Raw genomic sequence first — 19493 nt, 5'->3', positions numbered from 1 at the left:
ATGCACGCATTGGATTAGACACTGTAGTATAGGTCGAACTCAATTGGGTGCGTGGTCATTTTCAGCGTCATGACTTCTTTTTGCTTGAGCTTGATGTAAGCGTCAATCATATCGTCAGTCATTACGCCGCCTTCTTTCAAGAAGTCGCGGTCTTTGTCCAACGCTTCGAGTGCCATTTCGAGTGAATGACAGACGGTTGGAATTTCTTTCGCTTCTTCTGCTGGCAAATCGTACAAGTCTTTGTCCATTGCATCGCCAGGGTGGATTTTATTTTTGATCCCGTCAAGACCGGCCATCAACAACGCGGCGAAGCACAAGTAAGGGTTCGCTGCTGGGTCCGGGAAACGAACTTCGATACGGCGCGCTTTCGCACTTGCTACCAACGGAATACGAATTGATGCTGAGCGGTTACGGGCAGAGTACGCCAACATGACTGGTGCTTCGAAACCTGGGACCAAACGCTTGTACGAGTTAGTCGCTGGGTTAGCGAAGGCATTGATCGCACGAGCGTGCTTGATGATACCGCCGATGTAATACAGCGCCGTTTCGCTTAGGCCACCGTACTGGTCGCCGGCGAACAGGTTCTTGCCGTCTTTGCTCAATGACATGTGTACGTGCATGCCTGAACCGTTGTCGCCAACGATTGGCTTCGGCATAAAGGTTGCGGTCATACCGTATGAATGAGCAACGTTGTGCACTACATACTTGTAAACCTGAATCTCGTCGGCTTTCTTGGTCAAGGTATTGAAGCGAGTTGCCACTTCGTTCTGACCGGCAGTTGCGACTTCGTGGTGGTGCGCTTCAACGACTAGGCCCATGTCTTCCATCACTTCACACATGGTGCTACGGATGTCGTGCGCCGAGTCAACCGGTGGTACTGGGAAGTAACCGCCTTTGACGCCTGGACGGTGCGCTAAGTTACCGTCGGCATATTCTTTACCTGAGTTCCACTTGGCTTCTTCTGCTTCGATTTTGTAGAACGAACCGCTCATGTCAGTGTGGAAGCGCACGTCATTGAATAAGAAGAATTCTGGCTCTGGACCGAACAATGCGGTATCGGCGATACCTGAGCTTTGCAAGAAAGCTTCAGCGCGACGGGCGATTGAACGCGGGTCACGGTCGTAACCTTGCATAGTGTCAGGTTCAAGAATGTCGCATACCACGTTCATGGTTTGTACGTTTGAGAACGGGTCGAGTACAATTGACGAGCAGTCTGGCATTAACACCATGTCTGATTCGTTGATACCTTTCCAACCGCTGATTGAAGAGCCGTCAAACATTTTACCTTCTTCGAAGAAGTCTTCATTTATTTGCGACACCGGAATGGTGACGTGCTGCTCTTTACCTTTGGTATCGGTAAAGCGCAAATCAACGAATTTCACTTCGTTTTCTTCAATAAACTTCATTACGTCTGCTGGTGTCGACATGTGTTCCTCCGGAAATCGTATGTCATTCAACGAAAATTGCTAAAAAGAGTATAGCCAAGTGTGGCTATTTCGCATGTCTAATAGCAAGCAAAACCCATGCCAACTTTTTGCCGCACCCCCCGATCGCTAACAACCGCCATACAGCGCCATTGCTGACAAACACCCCCTAAAGTGGGCTGCCCTTTCTGCTAGGTTTTGCACCATTATAGTGCAGCATGTTGCACTATGCTAGTGCAACATGCTGCGAGTGGAGATTAGCGCATTTGGCGCTTCAATAGGGAGGCGTACAACAGTGGAATGACGATGAGGGTCAGCACGGTTGAAACGGCGATGCCGAAGATCAGACTCACAGCCAAACCGTTGAAAATGGGGTCGTCAAGGATGAAGAAGGCACCCATCATGGCGGCAATCGCGGTCAGCACGATCGGCTGCGTACGCACTGCGGCGGCCTGAATTACGGCGTCATTTAATGGTTTACCAGCGGCCACTGCTTCGCGCACGAAATCTACCAACAGAATCGAGTTGCGCACAATGATGCCGGCCAATGCAATCATGCCAATCATCGAGGTAGCCGTGAATTGTGCGCCGAGCAATGCATGACCTGGCATGATGCCAATCAGGGTCAACGGAATCGGTGCCATGATCACCAGCGGTACACCGTAGCTACCAAAGTGACCGACCACCAATAAGTAAATCAGCAGCAAGCCAACGGCATAGGCTAGCCCCATGTCACGGAAGGTCTCGTAAGTGATTTGCCACTCACCGTCCCACTTAACTGCGGCTTGATCCCATTCTGTTGGTTGCTGGATATAGCTCTGCGGCAAATCGATGCCACCCGTTGCGCTGAACAAACCATACAACGGCGAATCGACCTTACCCGCCATATCGGCAGTCACGTACACGACCGGACGCAAATCTTTGTGATAGGCCCATTGCTGTAATGGCTGCTCAGTGCGCTCCATGAACGCACTAATCGGCACTGTGGCACCATTTTGTGCGGTCACCGTTAGCCCTTCAAGCTGCGCCAGTTGGCCCTGCCATTCCGGCGGTAGCTGCAGTTGTACGGGAATCGGTTGTAGCTGATCCGGCAACGCCAAGTAGGTCACTGGTAGGCCACTCAAAGCAGTTTGCAAAACCTGTGCGGCTTGTTGCGGATTCACCCCTAACTGAGTTGCACGGGCATAATTGATTTGCCAAACTTCTTCATTGCCCGCAGCCACTAAAGTGGTATCGACATCCACCACACCGTCGGTGGCCATCAATTGTTCACGTACATGCTGTGCGGCAGCCGCACGTTCTGCTGCTGACGGTCCATAAACTTCAGCAACAATCGGCGCTAATACTGGCGGTCCAGGCGGCACTTCCACCACTTTTAAACTGCCACCAGCCGCCTCCGCGATAGGTGTCAGCAGCGGCCGGATCGCTAACGCAATTTCGTGGCTGGCACGGTCGCGGTCTCCTTTTGCGGCGAGCGTCACTTGGATATCACCATGATGCGGCGCAGCGCGCAAATAGTACTGCCGCACCAAGCCATTGAAACCAATTGGCGATGCCGTGCCCGCATAGATTTGCGTAGCCGTCACCTCAGGCACTTCATCGAGCTTGTGCGCCATTTGCATCAGCACTGCGTTGGTTTGCTCCAAGCTGGTATTTTCCGGCATGTCCAGTACCAGCTTGATTTCGCTCTTGTTGTCGAACGGTAGCATTTTCAGCACCACCGCCTGAATCACCGCCAACCCCATGACCGCTACAATCAAGGCGATCAAACCAAAGCCCATCAAGTAGCGTTTTTTACGGCTCTCCAGCAGTGGCTTCATAATGCGGGTAAACAAGCGCTGTAAGCGTCCCTCTGGTGCTTGCAAAGGGTCATCAGCGTGCGCGCCGCCGTGACTGGCGTCTTTTAACAAGTGCCGCGCCAACCAAGGCGTTACCGTAAGGGCTATCAGTAGCGACAGCAGCATCCCCATTGAGGCGTTAATTGGGATCGGGCTCATATAGGGGCCCATCAAGCCACTCACGAAGGCCATTGGCAACAGCGCTGCAATCACCGTAAAGGTTGCCAAAATGGTAGGGCCACCAACTTCATCCACAGCCGGTGGAATGGCGTCTTTGAGCGATTTGCCCATGCCTAAATGGCGGTGAATGTTCTCGACCACGACAATGGCATCATCGACCAAAATACCGATGGAGAAGATCAGCGCGAACAGTGACACGCGGTTCAAGGTAAAGCCGTAGGCCCAAGATGCGAATAGAGTCGTCGCCAAGGTCAGAATCACCGCGCTCCCGACCACCACGGCCTCACGCTTGCCGAGGGTAAACAGCACCAAGGCAATTACTGAAATGGTGGCAAAAATAAGCTTCTGAATGAGCTGCGAGGCCTTATCGTCGGCGGTTTGGCCGTAGTTGCGCGTCACCTCGACCTGCAAGTCTGCTGGCAACCACTGTTGTTGCAGCGTGGCTAAGCGATCAAGCACCGCTTGCGCCACGTCTACGGCGTTCTCACCGGCCTTTTTAGTCACTGTCATGGTCACTGCTGGTTGCGCTTCGGCACCTTTCTCGCGCGACCACACATAACGTGAAGGCTGGGTTGCACTGGCACGCACTTCCGCAACTTGCTCGAGGCGAACTGGACGTTCATCCACCACCGCCACGATCAGCTCGCGTAGTTGTTGCACGCTGCTAACGAAACCACCTGCTTGCACCTGAATTAGATTACCCTGCTGCAACCGATAACCGGCTTGCGCAGAGGTATTTTGCGCCGCTAAAGCCTGTTGCACACGGGTAATATCAAGACCGACTTGCTGCAACGCAGTGCTGTCGAGCACCACACTGATTTGCTCTGGTTCGGCCCCAATGACTTGCACTTCGCGCACACCTGCCACGTTTTGTAACGGTGCGCGCAATGTATCGGCAACGGCTTTCAACTCAAGGCTATCAGAGGTCAAGGTCAGACCTAGCACTGGCACGTCGTCGATACCACGTGCTTGCACCAGCGGCTGGCTGGTTTGCGGATGCTGCTGTTGCCACGCGGCCAAGCTGTCAAACAATTCGACCAAGGCTTTGTCACGCGGCACACCGACTTCGAACTGTACCGTCACCAACGCCTGACCCGGCTGAGATACCGAATAAATGTGTTCAATGCCTTGCATACGCGCAAAATGTTGCTCGAGCGGCGTTGCCAACTGCTGCTCAACTTGCTCCACCCGTGCACCGGGGAATGCCACCATGACATCCGCCATGGTAACATCGATTTGCGGCTCTTCTTCACGCGGCGTGATCATGGCCGCCATCAGGCCAAGCAACAAACCAAACAGCGCCAGCAATGGCGTTATTTGCGAACGTTCACCCCATGCCGCCATGCGGCCGGCGATGCCCATTTTAGTTGCCATACTGCACCACCTCGTCCGCTTGCAAGCCAGCAACGATTTCTACTTCATCGCCATAGGTCGCACCAATGCGCACCGCGCGCCAGCTGCCGTCAGCCATTTTCACCAGGTTCATTTCGCCCTGCCGATACAATGCCGCTTGCGGGATCACCACGCCTTGGTGCGCACCCACCTGCACCGTGACCGTTTGCCACTGGCCCGGCAATAAGTCGGTGTTAGCCGGCAAATTCAAGCGTAAACGCTGCGTCCCCGTACGTTGGTCCGCAGTCGGGAACAACAAAAACGCGACCGGTTCAATAGCTTCGACGCGAGCCCACTGATAAGTAGCGGCGCCAGCTCCGTGATGCGCAGGTAGGTCAACATGAATACGTAACTCGGCAGGGTCGAAGCCACTCATTAACGGCGTGCCCGGCTGCACCAACTCACCCGGTTCAACCAAACGCTCACTCACCACGCCGGTATAGGGTGCCTTCACTTCGGTATACGACAATTGCTCTTGCGCACGCGCCACCGCTGCTTGTGCTGCACGCTGCTGCGCCTTGGCGTTATCAAGCTGCGCGGTCACACGGTCCTCTTCGGCTTCCGACACCAAACGCTGCGCCACCAGTTTGGTAACTCGATCATACTCCTGCTGTGCCGCGGTAAGTGCTGCTTTAGCCGCCGCCAATTGCGCTTCAGCTTGGGTCAATGCCTGATATTGCTCGACGGAAGCAATCCGCACGATAGTCGTACCAGCTGGAACTTGGTCACCCACCTCGACTAACACTCGCTCGACACGCCCAGAAACTTGTGCCGAAACTGTTGCTGCATTGGTTGCCTCAACTACGCCCTGTAACTGCAGATAGTCCGCCAGTTCGCGTTGTTGTGCGGTGGCGGTTTGCCCAGCTTGAGCCCAACTAATCGGGCTCAACATAGTTGCTGTAAGCAAACTCACCACCCACCACGTGCGCTGTAAACTTTTCATGAAGTTATCCTCTGTCGATCACTGATCAAGCAAAAATTTAATTGTTCGTTATTTTAGTAAACTCTAAAATAAAAATCCAGTCGGCAATCGTTGTAAATTTATTGTGTACTCCAATTTATTTTCAGCTATGCTAACCCCGCTATTTATCTTCAAACTGAGAGTGTCATGTTGCTACGGTTAAGCCCTTCGGCTGCCCGTAAATTCGTTTTCGCTGTTGCTAGCTTTTTCTTGATTGCTGGCAGCGTCGGTACACTCGAGTTTTGGCTGTATCAAGACGATCTACTCATGGCAGTAGTGCCAAGCTCGCTCTCGATTGCCGCCGTCATAGTTGCCTTGGGCTTCATTGCTCTACTCTCCCAAAAAGTCCACTTATCACGCTTTTTTGGGGCGGCACTCATCGGTGTCATGGCAACAGTTATTTGGTTTGTGGCCGTGGCGGAAACCACAAGGCTCGTAGCCTTGCCGTTACCCATTGTCGTGCCGCTTATCACTAGCACCGCTTTACTGTTTATTTTGCCGCCCACCCGACCCGTAACACGCGGCTTGTGGTTGCTAGTTATCTTAGTCGACCTAGCCGTATTTGCCTTGTTGCAAGCGAGCTTTTCGGGTTTGATTTCACTGGAACAGTTCAACCTAACGCAGGCCAATTTCCCCGCCCTAAGCCTCGTGAGTATCTTGCTGCTGGTTGGCAGTGTTGCGCTACTGCTGGTCTACAGTTTGTATGGCGAGAAGCTGCACACTTCGCGGCGAGCGGTGCTCAATATCTTTGTGATTGCGGCCATCGGTTTTGGCGTTTGGTACAGCCTGAGTTTGAACGATCTTAAACGCACTAGCGATGATGCACGCTTAAAGATCCAAATGATCGGGCAAATGATTGATTCCACCTTGAGCCACCAACGCGCCTTGGCGACACGTATACAACAGCGACTGGATAAAATCACCCAAGCTGATGACTTTACCTCGGTATTGCGTAACGACATGGAGAGTTACTTACGTGACTTGCCAATTCTTCGCGGTGCACTTATTTACAACGAGCAACTGATGCTCGAGCAAAAGTTTGGCGCTGCTGATGATCTCGTTAGCAGTGGACTACTAAAGCAACAAAGTGTTGATGCCTGGTTAGCAAGTGCAACGTCAGAACCTGTCATCGTTATCAGTGGCAGTTCACTGCTCACCGCGACACCTACCTATTTAATGGCCATTCCAATTCGGACGCCAGCTCAACAGCTGCAGCGCTTAGTGCTGTTATTTGATGTCAAGCAGGTAGTGAATGCCTCATTCCTAAGGCAGTTTCAGCAAGTGTTGACCTATCTTGAATTACGGGAAGACCTGTTATTGCCTATTGCGAGTGATGTGACTGAGGTCATCAGTCGCCAACAACTGCAGCTGCGCTACCCACACTTTTTATCTGAACAAGTCAATATCAGTGGCACCACTAATGTGGTCTTCCACAGTGCATTAAATGATTATTCTGAACTCAAAACGAATGCCCAGCTGAATCAGTTGCTGCTGTGGCTCACCTTCGCTTTTTTGCTGATCTATATTATGGCCGAGGATAACGCCCAACAGCTTAGCAAAAAGCAGAATCAGCTTAAGTTTTTAGCTGACCACGATGAAATTACAGGCTTATTGCGACGTGATGCTTTTAATGCGCGTATTCAGCAACAGCGCGACAAACGTCAAACGCGGTGGCAGGTGTTGTGGTTTATCAACTTAGATGGCTTCAAGCCGATCAATGATAGTTTTGGCCATAAATTTGGTGATGAAGTTCTTGCCGAAACGGCTGCGCGGTTGCGCACCGTTGCGCCAGATCGTGCCATTCTTGCTCATTTCAGTGCCGACGAGTTTGTCATTTTCTGGCAAGATACCGAAGCTCAGTCTTGCGATGTTCATGCCCAACAGTTGCTGCGGGTGATTCGCAAGCCATTTAATATTGACGGTATTAGTGTGCACCTCACTGCGAGTATTGGCTGCGTGCAAACCCAAAACAGACAACTCAACATAGCTGATTTGCTACAGCAAGGTGAAATCGCTATGAGCGAAGCGAAACACTTAGGGGGCAACCTTGTGCGTAATTTTGCCCCGCACATGGCCGTCGATTATCAGCAACAGCTGCAACTTCGCAACGCCCTGCAGATGGCCCTCGAGCAGCAGCTCCTAGAAGTCTATTATCAGCCTATTTACGATACGCGCCAATCTACCATCGTGGGGATCGAAAGCTTGGTGCGCTGGCAGCACAATGGGCAATTCGTATCACCGGCAGAATTTATTCCGATTGCCGAGCGCACTGGGCAAATTATTCCGCTGGGTGAACAGGTATTAGAACGCGTGCTGCAAGATATCCATGACCATAAGCCCTTGCAGCGGCTTCAGGTTGCCGTCAATATCTCACCACAACAGTTGCAGCGCTATGATTTCGCCAGCTACTTGCAAGCTCGCTTAAAGCATCATCAAGTTCAGGCCGACAATCTCACGCTGGAACTGACCGAAGAGGTTTTTGCCGGCGAGAGCCAAACCAGCATTAACGCCTTACAAAGTTTGCGTGATATGGGCTGTAGCGTGGCGCTCGATGACTTTGGTACGGGCTTCTCAAGTTTATCCTATCTCAACCGTTTACCCGCAGACGTGATTAAGATCGATCGTGCGTTTACCGCCGGCATCGTTCACGATCCAGAGCTGCAAGCGGTGGTTCGCGGTATTGTCGAACTCTGTATTTATCTGAAGAAGAAAGTCGTGGTCGAGGGCGTGGAAGATGCCACCCAGGTAGATATTTTCAGCCAAATAGGCGTCGAACGTCTGCAAGGTTTTTACTTCGCGCGACCCATGCCGCTCGCTGAATTACTAAAATTGTTGGAATAAGCAGCAGCACACGCGTATAATACGCCGCTCAAATTTCCACAGGCTTTTTCAATGACTATTCAAGCAACAGAACTTTCCAAGTTGCGTAATATCGCCATTATTGCGCACGTAGACCACGGCAAAACCACTCTTGTCGATAAACTTCTGCAACAGTCCGGCACGCTCGAGAGCCGTGGCGGTGCCGAAGAGCGCATCATGGATAGCAACGATCTTGAAAAAGAACGTGGTATTACCATTTTGGCCAAGAACACTGCGGTTAACTACAAAGACTACCGTATCAACATCCTGGATACACCAGGACACGCCGATTTCGGTGGTGAAGTTGAACGCGTACTGTCGATGGCAGATTCGGTATTGTTGGTGGTTGACGCCGTTGATGGCCCGATGCCGCAAACACGCTTCGTGACCCAGAAGGCTTTCAACCACGGTTTGAAGCCAATTGTTGTCGTTAACAAAATTGACCGTCCAGGTGCACGCCCTGACTGGGTTGTCGACCAAGTTTTTGACTTGTTCGATAACTTAGGCGCGACTGACGAGCAGTTGGATTTCCCGATTGTTTATGCCTCAGCGCTTAATGGTTTCGCGACCTTAGATCCGTCGGAAGCCAGCGACAACATGGAACCCTTGTTCGAGACGATTCTTGAGCGCGTTTCAGCGCCTGATGCTGACCGTGACGGTCCATTGCAAATGCAAGTTTCACAGCTCGATTACTCAAGCTACTTGGGTATTATCGGTATCGGTCGCATCAAGCGCGGTACGCTAAAACTGAACCAACAAGTCACTATTATTGGTGCGGACGGTTCACAGCGTAACGGTAAAGTCGGGCAAATCTTTGGCTATCTTGGCCTCGACCGCATCGAAACCGACAAAGCGAGTGCCGGCGACATCGTTGCCTTCACTGGTTTAGGTGAGCTAAAAATCTCTGACACTATTTGTGCTGCAGGCCATGCTGAAGCTCTGCCTGCGCTAAGTGTCGACGAACCAACCGTGACCATGACCTTCCAGGTCAATACGTCACCGTTCGCCGGTAAAGAAGGTAAATTCGTTACCTCGCGTCAAATTCTTGAGCGTCTGCAGCAAGAACTTAAGCACAACGTAGCGTTGCGCGTTGAAGAGACCGACAACCCTGACCGCTTCCGTGTTTCAGGTCGCGGCGAATTGCACTTAGGTGTGTTGATCGAAAACATGCGCCGCGAAGGCTTCGAGCTGGCGGTATCACGTCCTGAAGTTATTACTCGCGAAGTAAACGGCGTGAAAGAAGAGCCGTTTGAAAACTTAACCGTCGACATTGAAGAAATCAGTCAAGGTCCAGTCATGGAAAAACTCGGTACACGTAAAGCCGAAATGACCAACATGACCCCAGATGGCAAAGGCCGTGTGCGTATCGACTTTATTGTTCCTAGCCGTGGCTTGATTGGCTTCCAAACTGAATTCATGACGCTGACCTCTGGTACTGGCTTAATGTACAAAACCTTTGACCATTATGGCCCGCACAAAGGCGGACGTATCGGCCAACGGATGAACGGTGTGTTGATTTCAAACGCCACCGGTAAAGCGCTGACCTACGCTTTGTTCAACTTGCAAGAACGCGGCAAGTTGATGGCATCGCACGGTGACGAAGTGTACGAAGGCCAAATCATTGGTGTACACAACCGTAGCAACGACCTCACAGTCAACTGTTTGAAAGGTAAGCAGTTAACTAACGTACGTGCATCGGGTACCGATGATGCCTTGACCTTGTCACCACCGATTCGTTTGACGCTTGAACAAGCGCTAGAATTTATCGATGACGATGAATTGGTCGAAATCACGCCGAAGTCGATCCGTATTCGTAAGCGATTGCTAACCGAAAACGATCGTAAGCGTGCGAGTCGTAGTAAAGACGACTAAGCGCTGTTGTAGCTTGAAAGCCACTGAGGCGAAACCTCAGTGGCTTTTTTATGCGCGCTGCAACTTCAGCGTGAACATTACTCCTTGATCGACAGTGCTGCTGACCAGCAGATCACCCTGCATAAGTTGCATCCATCTGCGACATAGCTGAACGCCCAAGCGCCCCTCCCATTCGACCGCCTGAAACTCAACACCTTGGTCCGTCGCACTGTCGACGCGGATATCCATTTGCACTGAATCTTCTTCGTTACTGCAGGACAAGTACATGCGCGCGGGCTGAGGACTAAATTTGATGGCATGGAACAAAACATGGGTAAGCACTTGCCCCAACAACTCGGCATCCGCGTAGAAATCTGAGCACTGCGCCTCAACTACGCTTATTTCACAATTCGCGTCCTCTGCTAATGGCGCTACCCACTGCAAAGCCGGTTCGACCACTTGCGTGAAACTCATGCGTTGTACTGCGCTTAGTGGCTCATCGTTAGCCACGACACTTTGCTGCAACATATGATCAATTAAGCGCTGCAAGAATTGACTCCGTACCGCAATTTCTTGTTGTTGATAGTGCTTAGCCAAGGTCTCGATAGCTGCCAGCGGTGGTTGTAACTCACTCACTACCGCCGCTAAAAATTGGGTTTGGGTGCGACTCGCCTGTTCAACTGTATCTTTGGCACGCTGAAGGTGCAGCTCACTTTGCTTACGTTGTTCGATATTTGACACGGTGAGTACCTGATTATGATCAGCGACCACCCCTTTGCTGCGCACATGCAACCATAGCCAACGTTCATCGCGGCAACGCATACGAAATTCGACATCAAACCCTTGTCCAGCGTCCAAAACCTCTGCCAATTTAACCTGTTGAAGGTCTTCCGGATGGATATACTTGCTAAAATCCACCACGCGCAGTTGATCGGGCATACCGGAGTAACCAAGCCAGTTCCACAAAGGTTCGAGTTGCCATAGTCGTGCGTCATCCGCACGGTAGTCGAGCACTAGATCGCCGTATGATTTCAACGCAATAGAGAGTCGTTGCTCATTAGTACTTAATTGCTCGACGAGGACCTCGAGCACGCTCGCCATCGATTCGACCTGCTGGCCCAGATGATTGACTTCATCGAGCTCTGTTTCCAACTTGGGCTTCGCTGTATAGTCGCCCCGCTCGATTTGCTGAATACGTTCGCTTAACCGTTGTGTAGCGTCTTCCAGCACGCCACTGAAAGCTCGCGCGCGTTGGCGTATATAAATAAAGAAGAGGATATAAAACACCACTAAACCGGCAATCATCCAGTACACAACATTCAGCATTTCACGATCAAGGCGTTGGGTTTGTGCGAACAAAGTTGCTTCGTCAACGAGCGTCAGTAGCTTCCATTTCGTGGTCGCGATAGTCGACCAACCGACCATCATCGGCGTTCGGTTTAGGTCATATTGCTGCACACCTTGATACGCCTGTAGAGCCCGCACCAATGGGCGAAAACTGGGATAGGACTGCAAATTATGTTGGCTCGCTTGATTGAGCTCTTGGCTCACCGGTCCAGCGGTTAACTCGGTGGGTAGGGCTGATAAACCAAGCCTCTCAGAGCCGACCTCTGACAAGGCAATCACGTTTTGCTCCGCATCAACGAGCATTGCAAAACCTTCCCACGGCAGCTGCACCGATTCAACTTCGGCGATCAAATCGCGAATGGTAATGTCAAAACCCACAGCACCTATAAATTCACCCTTTACGTAGATGGGATAGGTCGCCGTGGTCAACCAACCTTTGCCGGCCGGATCCAAGTAAACTTGGGTCCATTGCACCCCACGACTCGGGTTATGCTCCGGATCAGCAAGGTAAAAAAAAGCAAAGTCTTGGACATCGACATCAGGTGGATACTGCTCAACAACATCAAAGTAGGGATAGATAAAATTAAAGCTATCATATTGATTAAAATACACCTGCTCGACTAAGGCATTGTGTTTGACCAATGACTTCATTAACGGCTCGACCGCCTGAATTCGCTCTACATGTTCAAGCAAGCGCTCTTGCCCAGGCTGCGGCTGTGGATAAAAAATCGCTGCGCCACCGCGATCAACAGGATTGTGCAACACTCCTTCGGCACTTAGCTGAAGATCCTCAAGCTGCAGTTGCGCCTGCGCTCCCTGAGTGTTCTCTAACGCATAGGTGACCGCGTCGCCAAACACACGAATGTCATTGTTAATACTAGTGAGTTTGGCGTTTAAGTACACCGCATAGCTATCAGAGCTATAGCTTAATTCTTCCAAGGCGGTGGACTGCAGGTAACGACTATTGCGGTCGGTGACCGTGTTGGCACTGAGCAAATAGGCGAGCACTAACACCGTTTCGACCACGAGTAATGGAATCAGCGCGTGCCGAGAGAACGCAAGCCATAACCAGTCGCGCATCTTCCTTGGTTGCTTCACGCGCGGTGTCTCCTTGTGGGTTAGATCATCTCAGGCTGCGGCAACACGTGAAAGAAAATCGAGAGAAAGTGCAACACGCTGCCGGCTAAAACAAATACATGCCAAATAGCATGATGGTATTTGAGGGATTTCCAAACATAAAAAATAACGCCAAGACTGTAAGCTAAACCGCCGGCGAGTAATAACCAAAGTCCGCCTTCGGACACGTGCGTAAGCATCGGCTTAATCGCCACGATAGCCATCCAGCCCATACCCAAATAAAGGGTTAGGGAGAGCCATTTCTTAAGTTTCTCAAACGCCAGCTCCAAGATCACGCCCAGTACTGCAATGCCCCAAACCACTCCCAGTAGGGTCCAACCCCAAGGACCACGCAAGCTGATCAAGGCAAAGGGGGTGTAGGTACCGGCAATGAGTAAGTAAATTGCGGCATGGTCCATGTGTTGAAAGAAGCTTTTCAGGCGAGGCCAAGGGAACGCATGATAAAGCGTTGACGCCAAATACAGCAGAATTAAAGATGCGCCATAGACACTGGCCGCGACCACAGCGAACACATCGCCGTAGGCCAGCGCCCAAACCACCATAAATACCAAACCTACAATACTGGCGATGGCGCCAATACCGTGCGTTACCGCGTGGGCAACTTCTTCGGCAATACTGTAAGCGTGTTTTTTATCCAAAAATGACGTCCTTAATGATGGCTTTCGTCCGGATCTTCGCGTCCCGGTTTATGGTAATCACGACTGATTTGTTCAAGTTTACGCATGAATAAATCAAAGTCACGCTCGTTAGCATAATCAAAGTGATACTTATTGTGAAACTCCAATCGCATTTGCACGTTGTGCCCTTCTAGAAACACCGTGTAACCGTCGTGGTCGGTGTACGCAGTAATTCCTTCGAGGGTGTGCTTGCCTTGTTCGGCTTTGCCATGCTCATGGATTTTCTCATAAGCGTCGAGCACCAATCGTTGATCAATCTCATTTTTCATCTATGCGCTCCTTTTTCATTTTTTATCAGTATAGCCTTAATGTGAGGTTGATGACTAAGCATTCAACCCTGTTACGTAAAGCTGCCAGAAAAAGGACACTTGACTATACATACATACATGAATGTTTGTTTAATTTCGTGTATAATGCGCCCAATTGTTTTGACTCGAGGTAGAAAGTGGTAAGACGTACCAAACAAGATGCTTTGACAACGCGTCATGAGCTGCTCGATGCGGCAGAACGTTTGTTTAGCGAGCGCGGTGTTTCTAATACATCGATGATGCAAGTAGCTGAGGCGGCTGGCGTCACTCGTGGCGCGATTTATCACCACTTTGAGAACAAACTCGATTTAATTTACGCCATGATGGAACGGGTCAGCTTGCCAGTTGACGAAATGCGTGAAGAATTGCGAAAAGAGCACGCCAACGCGCCATTACAACAATTGCGCCAGCGCTGTCTGCATATTGTCAACTTAGTGCAAAACGATCCACACATGCGCGCCTTGGTGAATATTCTCTGCCACAAGTGCGAGTATGTTGAAGATACTCTACCGATCCATTTGCGCCACCTACGCGGCCGCAACGAATGTATCGATGAGTTCGTGAACCTGTTAGAAGACGCGAAGAAAGTGGGTTCAGTGCGCAGCAATGTCGATGCGCGTACCGCCATTGTCGGTATTTTTGCCTTGATTGACGGGCTTTTTTACAACTGGCTGCTCGACACTGACTATTTCGATTTAACCGAGGCGGCAGAACGGACGCTAGACATTTATCTGGCGGGGCTCGTCACGCGGCAGGGTGATTAACCCTGCTTATCACGCCGAAAGCTTTGCTTCCAACCTTTATATTTGCGGTGCACACCGCGGGTTAGCGATTGAAAGTAATCCTCTAACAAATCGACGCCAAACAACACGCCTACCACCACAAACGACAGCTTGATAGCGACTTCAAGATGACCTAAGCCAATGCTCACTCCGATAGAAGCTAACACCCAAATCGTGGCGGCGGAGGTCACACCCACGACAATGCCATCGCGCGCGAGCATGACGCCAGCGCCGAGAAAGCCGATGCCGGTAATCACCTGACCGATGATACGAGACGGATCGGTGGCTTCGGTCATCACCGAACTAGCGCCAACCACAAACAAATACGTGCCAAGTGTGATTAGCGATGAGGTGCGAATGCCAACTGGCTTACCGCGCATTTGCCGTTCTAAGCCAACCAAGCTACCACACAGGACTGCAGTGCCTATGGCCTGCCAAGAGAAGGGCGCAATATAAAAAAACGCCTGCCAATCGATATTCGTCATGAACTCTTTAGCTTCCTTGACTCATAAACTTCAGTAAGAACTCTCCATCAAGTTCAGCAATCTTATCAGCATCGGTTTTAGCAATACTAGCGACTGCCGGCGCCACCCAAGCACCAAGATTCGCCAAGATCGCGCGTAAGTCTCCCATCGAACGCACTGCGCCAAATTGCCCCGGAGAGGCCCCCGCTAACAAGACGGTTTTACCGGTCCACGGATTTTTGCTTAAGCGCGAACTCCAATCGATGGCATTTTTCAATAATGGTGGCACTGAAGCATTGTATTCGGGCGTAACAACAATGACTTTACTAGCTTCATTGATCGCCGTTGCCAACTTTTGAATATTGCTTGGCACGCCGTGCTCATCTTCGTAATCGCCTTGATACAGCGGCGCGTCGAGCTCTGCTGGTGGATAGACGTAGCACTGTTGGCCATCGGCCTCAGCGACTTCTGCAAGACGTTCTTGTAAGCGACGATTGATAGAGGCTTGACGGCTACTGCCGGCGATAATTAATAAACTCATTGATTGCCCTCCTGCATGGCTTGGATAAAGGCATCTGACTCAGCGATTGCCGTTTCCATTTCAGCAATCAGCTCCGCCACATCGGCCTGTAGGCTACGATATTCACCACGAATAGCATCTACCGCAGCGGCATTTAAATTATGTTTCAGATACAGCACATTGTCTTGCAACTTGTCGAGCACGGGGTCCATAGTTTCGGCCGCTCGCTCCATACTTTGCAACAGTGCTGCGTAGCGGCGTTCAGTATCTCTTAGTGAGCGTTCACTCTGACGGCGTAAGCTATCATTACTGTATTCACCTAATTCATCTTGCCACTCATCGAACAAATCTTGTGCGACATCATCGATCGCTTCGATGCGGTCATAAACGCGCTCAGCAGCAGCTTTACTCGACTCGTAGTCGTCATTGAGGGCGTTGTAGCGTGCTTCAATTTCGCCACCGTCGAATTGCAATAGCTCATCGAGACGCTCGAGTGCTGATTTGAATTCTTCTTGCGCATCCGCTTGGGCATCGCGTGCCTCGTCAACTCGATCGACCAAGATGTCACGTTTGTGAATGCCGACTTTTTCCATCGCACCGTAATAGGCACTCTGACAACCAGTTAAGACCAACACCACTGCCGCTGTTGCTAACCATCGCATGTGAGTTCCTCCTTGGCAACGCCCCAGCGTCGCGCACCAATTACTTTGATTTATTTTGCATTAATAGGGTAATTCAGTTCCATCCCAGTGTAGCAGTTTGCCGCTTTGTGCCGTAGTTAAATTTTCTATCACCTGCGCAATGCGTTCCGCGGAAAGCTGCGGTGAGTAAAGCTTGTCGGCGGGCAAACGTTGCTGAAAGGGTTCAGACAAGGCAGTGTCGGTAGTGCCAGGATGCACTGCGGCAATGATCAGTTTCTTGTGCGTGCGGCCAAGCTCTATAGATGCCGTTTTCAATAGCATGTTAAGGGCAGCTTTGCTGGCACGGTAACTGTACCAACCGCCCAAGTAGTTATCGGTAATACTGCCCACTTTGGCGCTCAGCTGCACCCAGAAGCAGGACTGCTTTTTCGGTAGTAACGGCAACAATTGCTGCAACAGTAAAATGGGTAGAATCGCGTTGATCTCGAAGGATGCACGCAGATGCTCCGCCGACAAGGCACCAAGATGCTTTTCTGGCATGTGCGACTCAGTGTGCAACATGCCTAAGGTGCACAACACTCCTGACAACTCAACACCTTCGAGTGCCGCTTGCGCATCTTGCAGTTGCTCTGGTTGATAGCCATCAAGTTGCTGCCATTGCAACGCACTGTCGGTGCGCACTGGCGCTTGACGACTCCAACCGATGACCTGCCAGCCTGCGGCTAAGTAATGGTCAGTTAAGGCAGTGCCAAGACCGCCGCCAGCCCCTATAATCAGAATTGTTTGACGCATAACTCCCTCTTGTTACGTGCTTCATGCTAGCCTTACTTTACGCAATCTCTCCAGTTTGGGATTATAGTGAGCAGCAAATGACGCTATCCACAGAGACTCAAGATGACTGAAATGTCCGTTTGGCGTGAGCGCGCCAGTTGTGCACTCGCGTTTGCTAAGTACTTTGGCAAGCGCTGCATTGACGACAAAGTGACCATTATTGCTGGCCATCTTACTTTCGTGAGTATGTTGGCTTTGGTGCCCTTGCTGGTGGTTATATTTTCGATCTTCTCAGCGTTCCCAATGTTCGAAGAGCTGCGCAAGCAGATTGAAGAATTTTTATTCGCCAATTTGCTGCCGACCTCGGGTGAAGAAATCACTCAGTATCTGAACGAATTTGTTGGCAACGTCTCCGAAATGACAGCCATCGGTGTAGTTTTTGTCATTGTCGTGGCGGTCAATCTGATTTCGACCATCGACGCCACCATGAACCGCATTTGGCGCAACACCAAGCGTCGCCGTATTGTCGTGGCGTTAGCAGTGTATTGGATGATTCTAACCTTAGGCCCGCTGTTAATGGGCTCTGGCATGGCGATTAGCTCCTATCTGATTTCGTTGGCAGCTTTTGCTGAAGATTATGTGTCTGGTGCGCGCACCACGATGTTAGGAATGGTGCCGATTATCACCTCACTGATCGCTTTTATGTTGATGTACGTGTTAATGCCGAATCGCGTGGTAAAAGTCAGTCATGCCTTCTGGGGAGCCTTATTAGCAGCGGTGCTGTTTGAAATTAGCAAAAGTGGCTTTGCCGCATATATTGCAGCGTTCCCGTCGTATCAGGCTATTTACGGCGCCTTGGCAGCGATTCCTATCTTGTTGATTTGGGTGTTTTTGTCGTGGACCATTGTGTTGATCGGGGCCGAGTTAACTGCCAGTATCGAAGAATTTTTTGATCAATCGCAAGAGGAAACAAATGAAGGCACTGTTGCAACGAGTGACGACAGCACGAGTTGAGGTAAGCGGCAGCACAGTCGGACAAATTGACAAGGGCTTGTTGATTCTCCTTGGGATCACGCCGTCGGATACGCCGCAACTGGCGGCAAAACTGGCGGAACGCGTCGCTAACTATCGACTATTCAGTGACGCTGAAGACAAAATGAACCTGAGCTTACTTGATTGCCAAGGCGCAGCCCTAGTAGTCTCGCAATTTACCCTTGCGGCAGATACCAATAGTGGGCGGCGGCCGAGTTTTTCCAGTGCCGCAGCACCGGATTTAGCTGAGCCGCTCTATTTGGCTTTCGTTGCCGCATTGCAGCGGCTGGGCGTGCCGGTGGCAACCGGAGTGTTTGGTGCCGACATGCAGGTGTCGCTTACCAATGACGGGCCTGTCACCTTCTTGCTCGACACGGAGAAAAAATAAATATGTACCAAGTGATCGCGCCGCAAACTGAACAGCAGTGGCAAACCTATTACGATTTGCGCTATCGGGTGCTGCGCGAACCTTTTCAACGCCCGCGTGGTTCTGAGCAGGACGAATACGACCAAGTTGGTCTCCATCGTATGGTCGTGAACGATGCCGGCAGCGCAGTAGCCGTCGGCCGCTTACACTTTAACAGCCCCGACGAAGGACAAATTCGGTTCATGGCTTCAGCGCCCGAACATCGTGGTGAAGGCCACGGCGTTGCCATCGTCTATGCACTTGAACAGCTAGCCCGAAAAGAGGGCGCGTCACATATCGTGATTAATTCGCGCGATAACACCCTTGGTTTCTACCAAAAATGCGGCTACGAGGTGGTTGAAGAAGCCGATACGGTGACACATCCCAGTGCTGAACATCAACTGCGCAAAACCTTGACCGAATACAACCGGATTATTTATCGGCCAACATGGTGTCAGGAATTGCAAGCCACCTGGCATGAAGAGATCCCGATTTCGGAAACCATGGGGATTCGCATCACCCAATACACCGGGCGCAGTTTCGAAACCTGCGCGCAATTGTCGCGCAACATTAATGTGCATGGCACCATGTTTGCTGGCAGTATTTATTCACTCGCGACCTTGACGTGCTGGGGGCTGCTGCATTTACAATTGCGCGAGCGCGAGTTACCCGGTGCAGTGGTGTTAGCCGATGGCAATATACACTACCATAAGCCGATTAGCCGAGAACCCCGTGCGGTAGCCAAAGTCGTCGATATGAACGGTGATTTATCGAGTCTACAGAACGGTCAAAACGCACGAGTGAATTTGAAATCACAAGTTTTTGATGGCGACAAGCCAGTCGCCGAATTCACTGGACAGTTTGTGGTGCTTGCGCCTAAATAAGTGCGATAAGCACACCATA

Annotated in this window: 16 protein-coding genes; 6 read left to right on the top strand and 10 right to left on the bottom strand. The window is 51.0% G+C overall.

Annotated elements, in window-relative coordinates; translation table 11 throughout:
• Positions 1 to 14 precede the first annotated feature (14 nt).
• The 3 genes from glnA to IDAT_RS03395 form a co-directional block, all read right to left on the bottom strand.
• Positions 15 to 1427: a glutamate--ammonia ligase gene (gene glnA / locus IDAT_RS03405; protein WP_211250575.1), complete on the bottom strand. Its 1413-nt coding sequence runs from the start codon at positions 1425 to 1427 to the stop codon at positions 15 to 17.
• A gap of 254 nt (positions 1428 to 1681) precedes the next feature.
• A complete protein-coding gene (locus IDAT_RS03400; RefSeq protein WP_034730508.1) occupies positions 1682 to 4816 on the bottom strand; it encodes an efflux RND transporter permease subunit in 3135 nt (1044 codons plus the stop codon).
• Entirely contained in the window at positions 4806 to 5777 is a 972-nt protein-coding gene (locus IDAT_RS03395) for an efflux RND transporter periplasmic adaptor subunit (protein WP_051986546.1), read from the bottom strand. Before IDAT_RS03395 ends, IDAT_RS03400 begins: the two co-directional genes overlap by 11 nt.
• Before the next feature lie 165 nt (positions 5778 to 5942).
• Here IDAT_RS03395 and IDAT_RS12945 point away from each other — a divergent pair, with 165 nt between their 5' ends.
• Complete coding sequence (locus IDAT_RS12945; RefSeq protein ID WP_051986545.1) at positions 5943 to 8636, top strand: putative bifunctional diguanylate cyclase/phosphodiesterase; 2694 nt, start codon at positions 5943 to 5945, stop codon at positions 8634 to 8636.
• Positions 8637 to 8687: 51 nt separating this feature from the next.
• Positions 8688 to 10526, top strand: coding sequence for a translational GTPase TypA (typA, locus tag IDAT_RS03385; protein WP_034730505.1), 1839 nt, complete (start codon positions 8688 to 8690; stop codon positions 10524 to 10526).
• Between the two features lie 48 nt (positions 10527 to 10574).
• On the opposite strand, the gene IDAT_RS03380 is transcribed toward typA, so the two are convergent.
• From IDAT_RS03380 to IDAT_RS03370, 3 genes are read right to left on the bottom strand one after another with little or no spacing between them, the layout of a single operon-like run.
• Positions 10575 to 12950 (bottom strand): PAS domain-containing protein, encoded by a 2376-nt coding sequence (locus IDAT_RS03380; RefSeq protein WP_156099474.1) that lies wholly within the window; start codon positions 12948 to 12950, stop codon positions 10575 to 10577.
• A gap of 20 nt (positions 12951 to 12970) precedes the next feature.
• Positions 12971 to 13627 carry a PAQR family membrane homeostasis protein TrhA gene (gene trhA, locus IDAT_RS03375; RefSeq protein ID WP_034730499.1) on the bottom strand — a complete coding sequence of 219 codons (657 nt, stop codon included), beginning with the start codon at positions 13625 to 13627 and terminating at the stop codon, positions 12971 to 12973.
• Between the two features lie 11 nt (positions 13628 to 13638).
• Complete coding sequence (locus IDAT_RS03370) at positions 13639 to 13935, bottom strand: DUF3081 family protein (RefSeq protein ID WP_034730497.1); 297 nt, start codon at positions 13933 to 13935, stop codon at positions 13639 to 13641.
• A 176-nt stretch (positions 13936 to 14111) separates the two neighbouring features.
• Between IDAT_RS03370 and IDAT_RS03365 the strand changes: the two genes are divergently transcribed.
• On the top strand, positions 14112 to 14738 hold the full coding sequence (locus IDAT_RS03365) for a TetR family transcriptional regulator (protein WP_034730495.1): 627 nt from the start codon (positions 14112 to 14114) through the stop codon (positions 14736 to 14738).
• Here IDAT_RS03365 and IDAT_RS03360 read toward each other — a convergent pair.
• Genes IDAT_RS03360 through IDAT_RS03345 form a run of 4 tightly spaced genes read right to left on the bottom strand, consistent with a single transcriptional unit; the run spans position 14735 to position 17173 of the window.
• On the bottom strand, positions 14735 to 15241 hold the full coding sequence (locus IDAT_RS03360; RefSeq protein ID WP_034730493.1) for an MgtC/SapB family protein: 507 nt from the start codon (positions 15239 to 15241) through the stop codon (positions 14735 to 14737). The genes IDAT_RS03365 and IDAT_RS03360 overlap by 4 nt on opposite strands.
• A gap of 7 nt (positions 15242 to 15248) precedes the next feature.
• On the bottom strand, positions 15249 to 15761 hold the full coding sequence (locus IDAT_RS03355; protein ID WP_034730490.1) for an NADPH-dependent FMN reductase: 513 nt from the start codon (positions 15759 to 15761) through the stop codon (positions 15249 to 15251).
• On the bottom strand, positions 15758 to 16402 hold the full coding sequence (locus IDAT_RS03350) for a DUF2959 domain-containing protein (protein WP_034730489.1): 645 nt from the start codon (positions 16400 to 16402) through the stop codon (positions 15758 to 15760). The genes IDAT_RS03355 and IDAT_RS03350 overlap by 4 nt, the downstream gene beginning before the upstream one ends.
• Positions 16403 to 16462: 60 nt before the next feature.
• Complete coding sequence (locus tag IDAT_RS03345) at positions 16463 to 17173, bottom strand: SDR family NAD(P)-dependent oxidoreductase (protein ID WP_034730487.1); 711 nt, start codon at positions 17171 to 17173, stop codon at positions 16463 to 16465.
• Between the two features lie 111 nt (positions 17174 to 17284).
• Here IDAT_RS03345 and IDAT_RS03340 point away from each other — a divergent pair, with 111 nt between their 5' ends.
• The 3 genes from IDAT_RS03340 to IDAT_RS03330 are packed head-to-tail and all read left to right on the top strand — an operon-like array spanning position 17285 to position 19474.
• Positions 17285 to 18166 (top strand): virulence factor BrkB family protein, encoded by an 882-nt coding sequence (locus tag IDAT_RS03340; RefSeq protein ID WP_051986568.1) that lies wholly within the window; start codon positions 17285 to 17287, stop codon positions 18164 to 18166.
• Entirely contained in the window at positions 18126 to 18572 is a 447-nt protein-coding gene (gene dtd / locus IDAT_RS03335; RefSeq protein ID WP_034730484.1) for a D-aminoacyl-tRNA deacylase, read from the top strand. The genes IDAT_RS03340 and dtd overlap by 41 nt, the downstream gene beginning before the upstream one ends.
• Before the next feature lie 2 nt (positions 18573 to 18574).
• Positions 18575 to 19474 carry a bifunctional GNAT family N-acetyltransferase/hotdog fold thioesterase gene (locus IDAT_RS03330; RefSeq protein WP_034730481.1) on the top strand — a complete coding sequence of 300 codons (900 nt, stop codon included), beginning with the start codon at positions 18575 to 18577 and terminating at the stop codon, positions 19472 to 19474.
• Positions 19475 to 19493: the final 19 nt, after the last annotated feature.

The sequence above is a fragment of the Pseudidiomarina atlantica genome (genome assembly GCF_000753735.1).
Lineage (GTDB): Bacteria > Pseudomonadota > Gammaproteobacteria > Enterobacterales > Alteromonadaceae > Pseudidiomarina > Pseudidiomarina atlantica.
The sequence above is the reverse complement of the archived record's forward strand: the minus strand, read 5'-3'. Positions and strand labels throughout refer to the sequence as shown.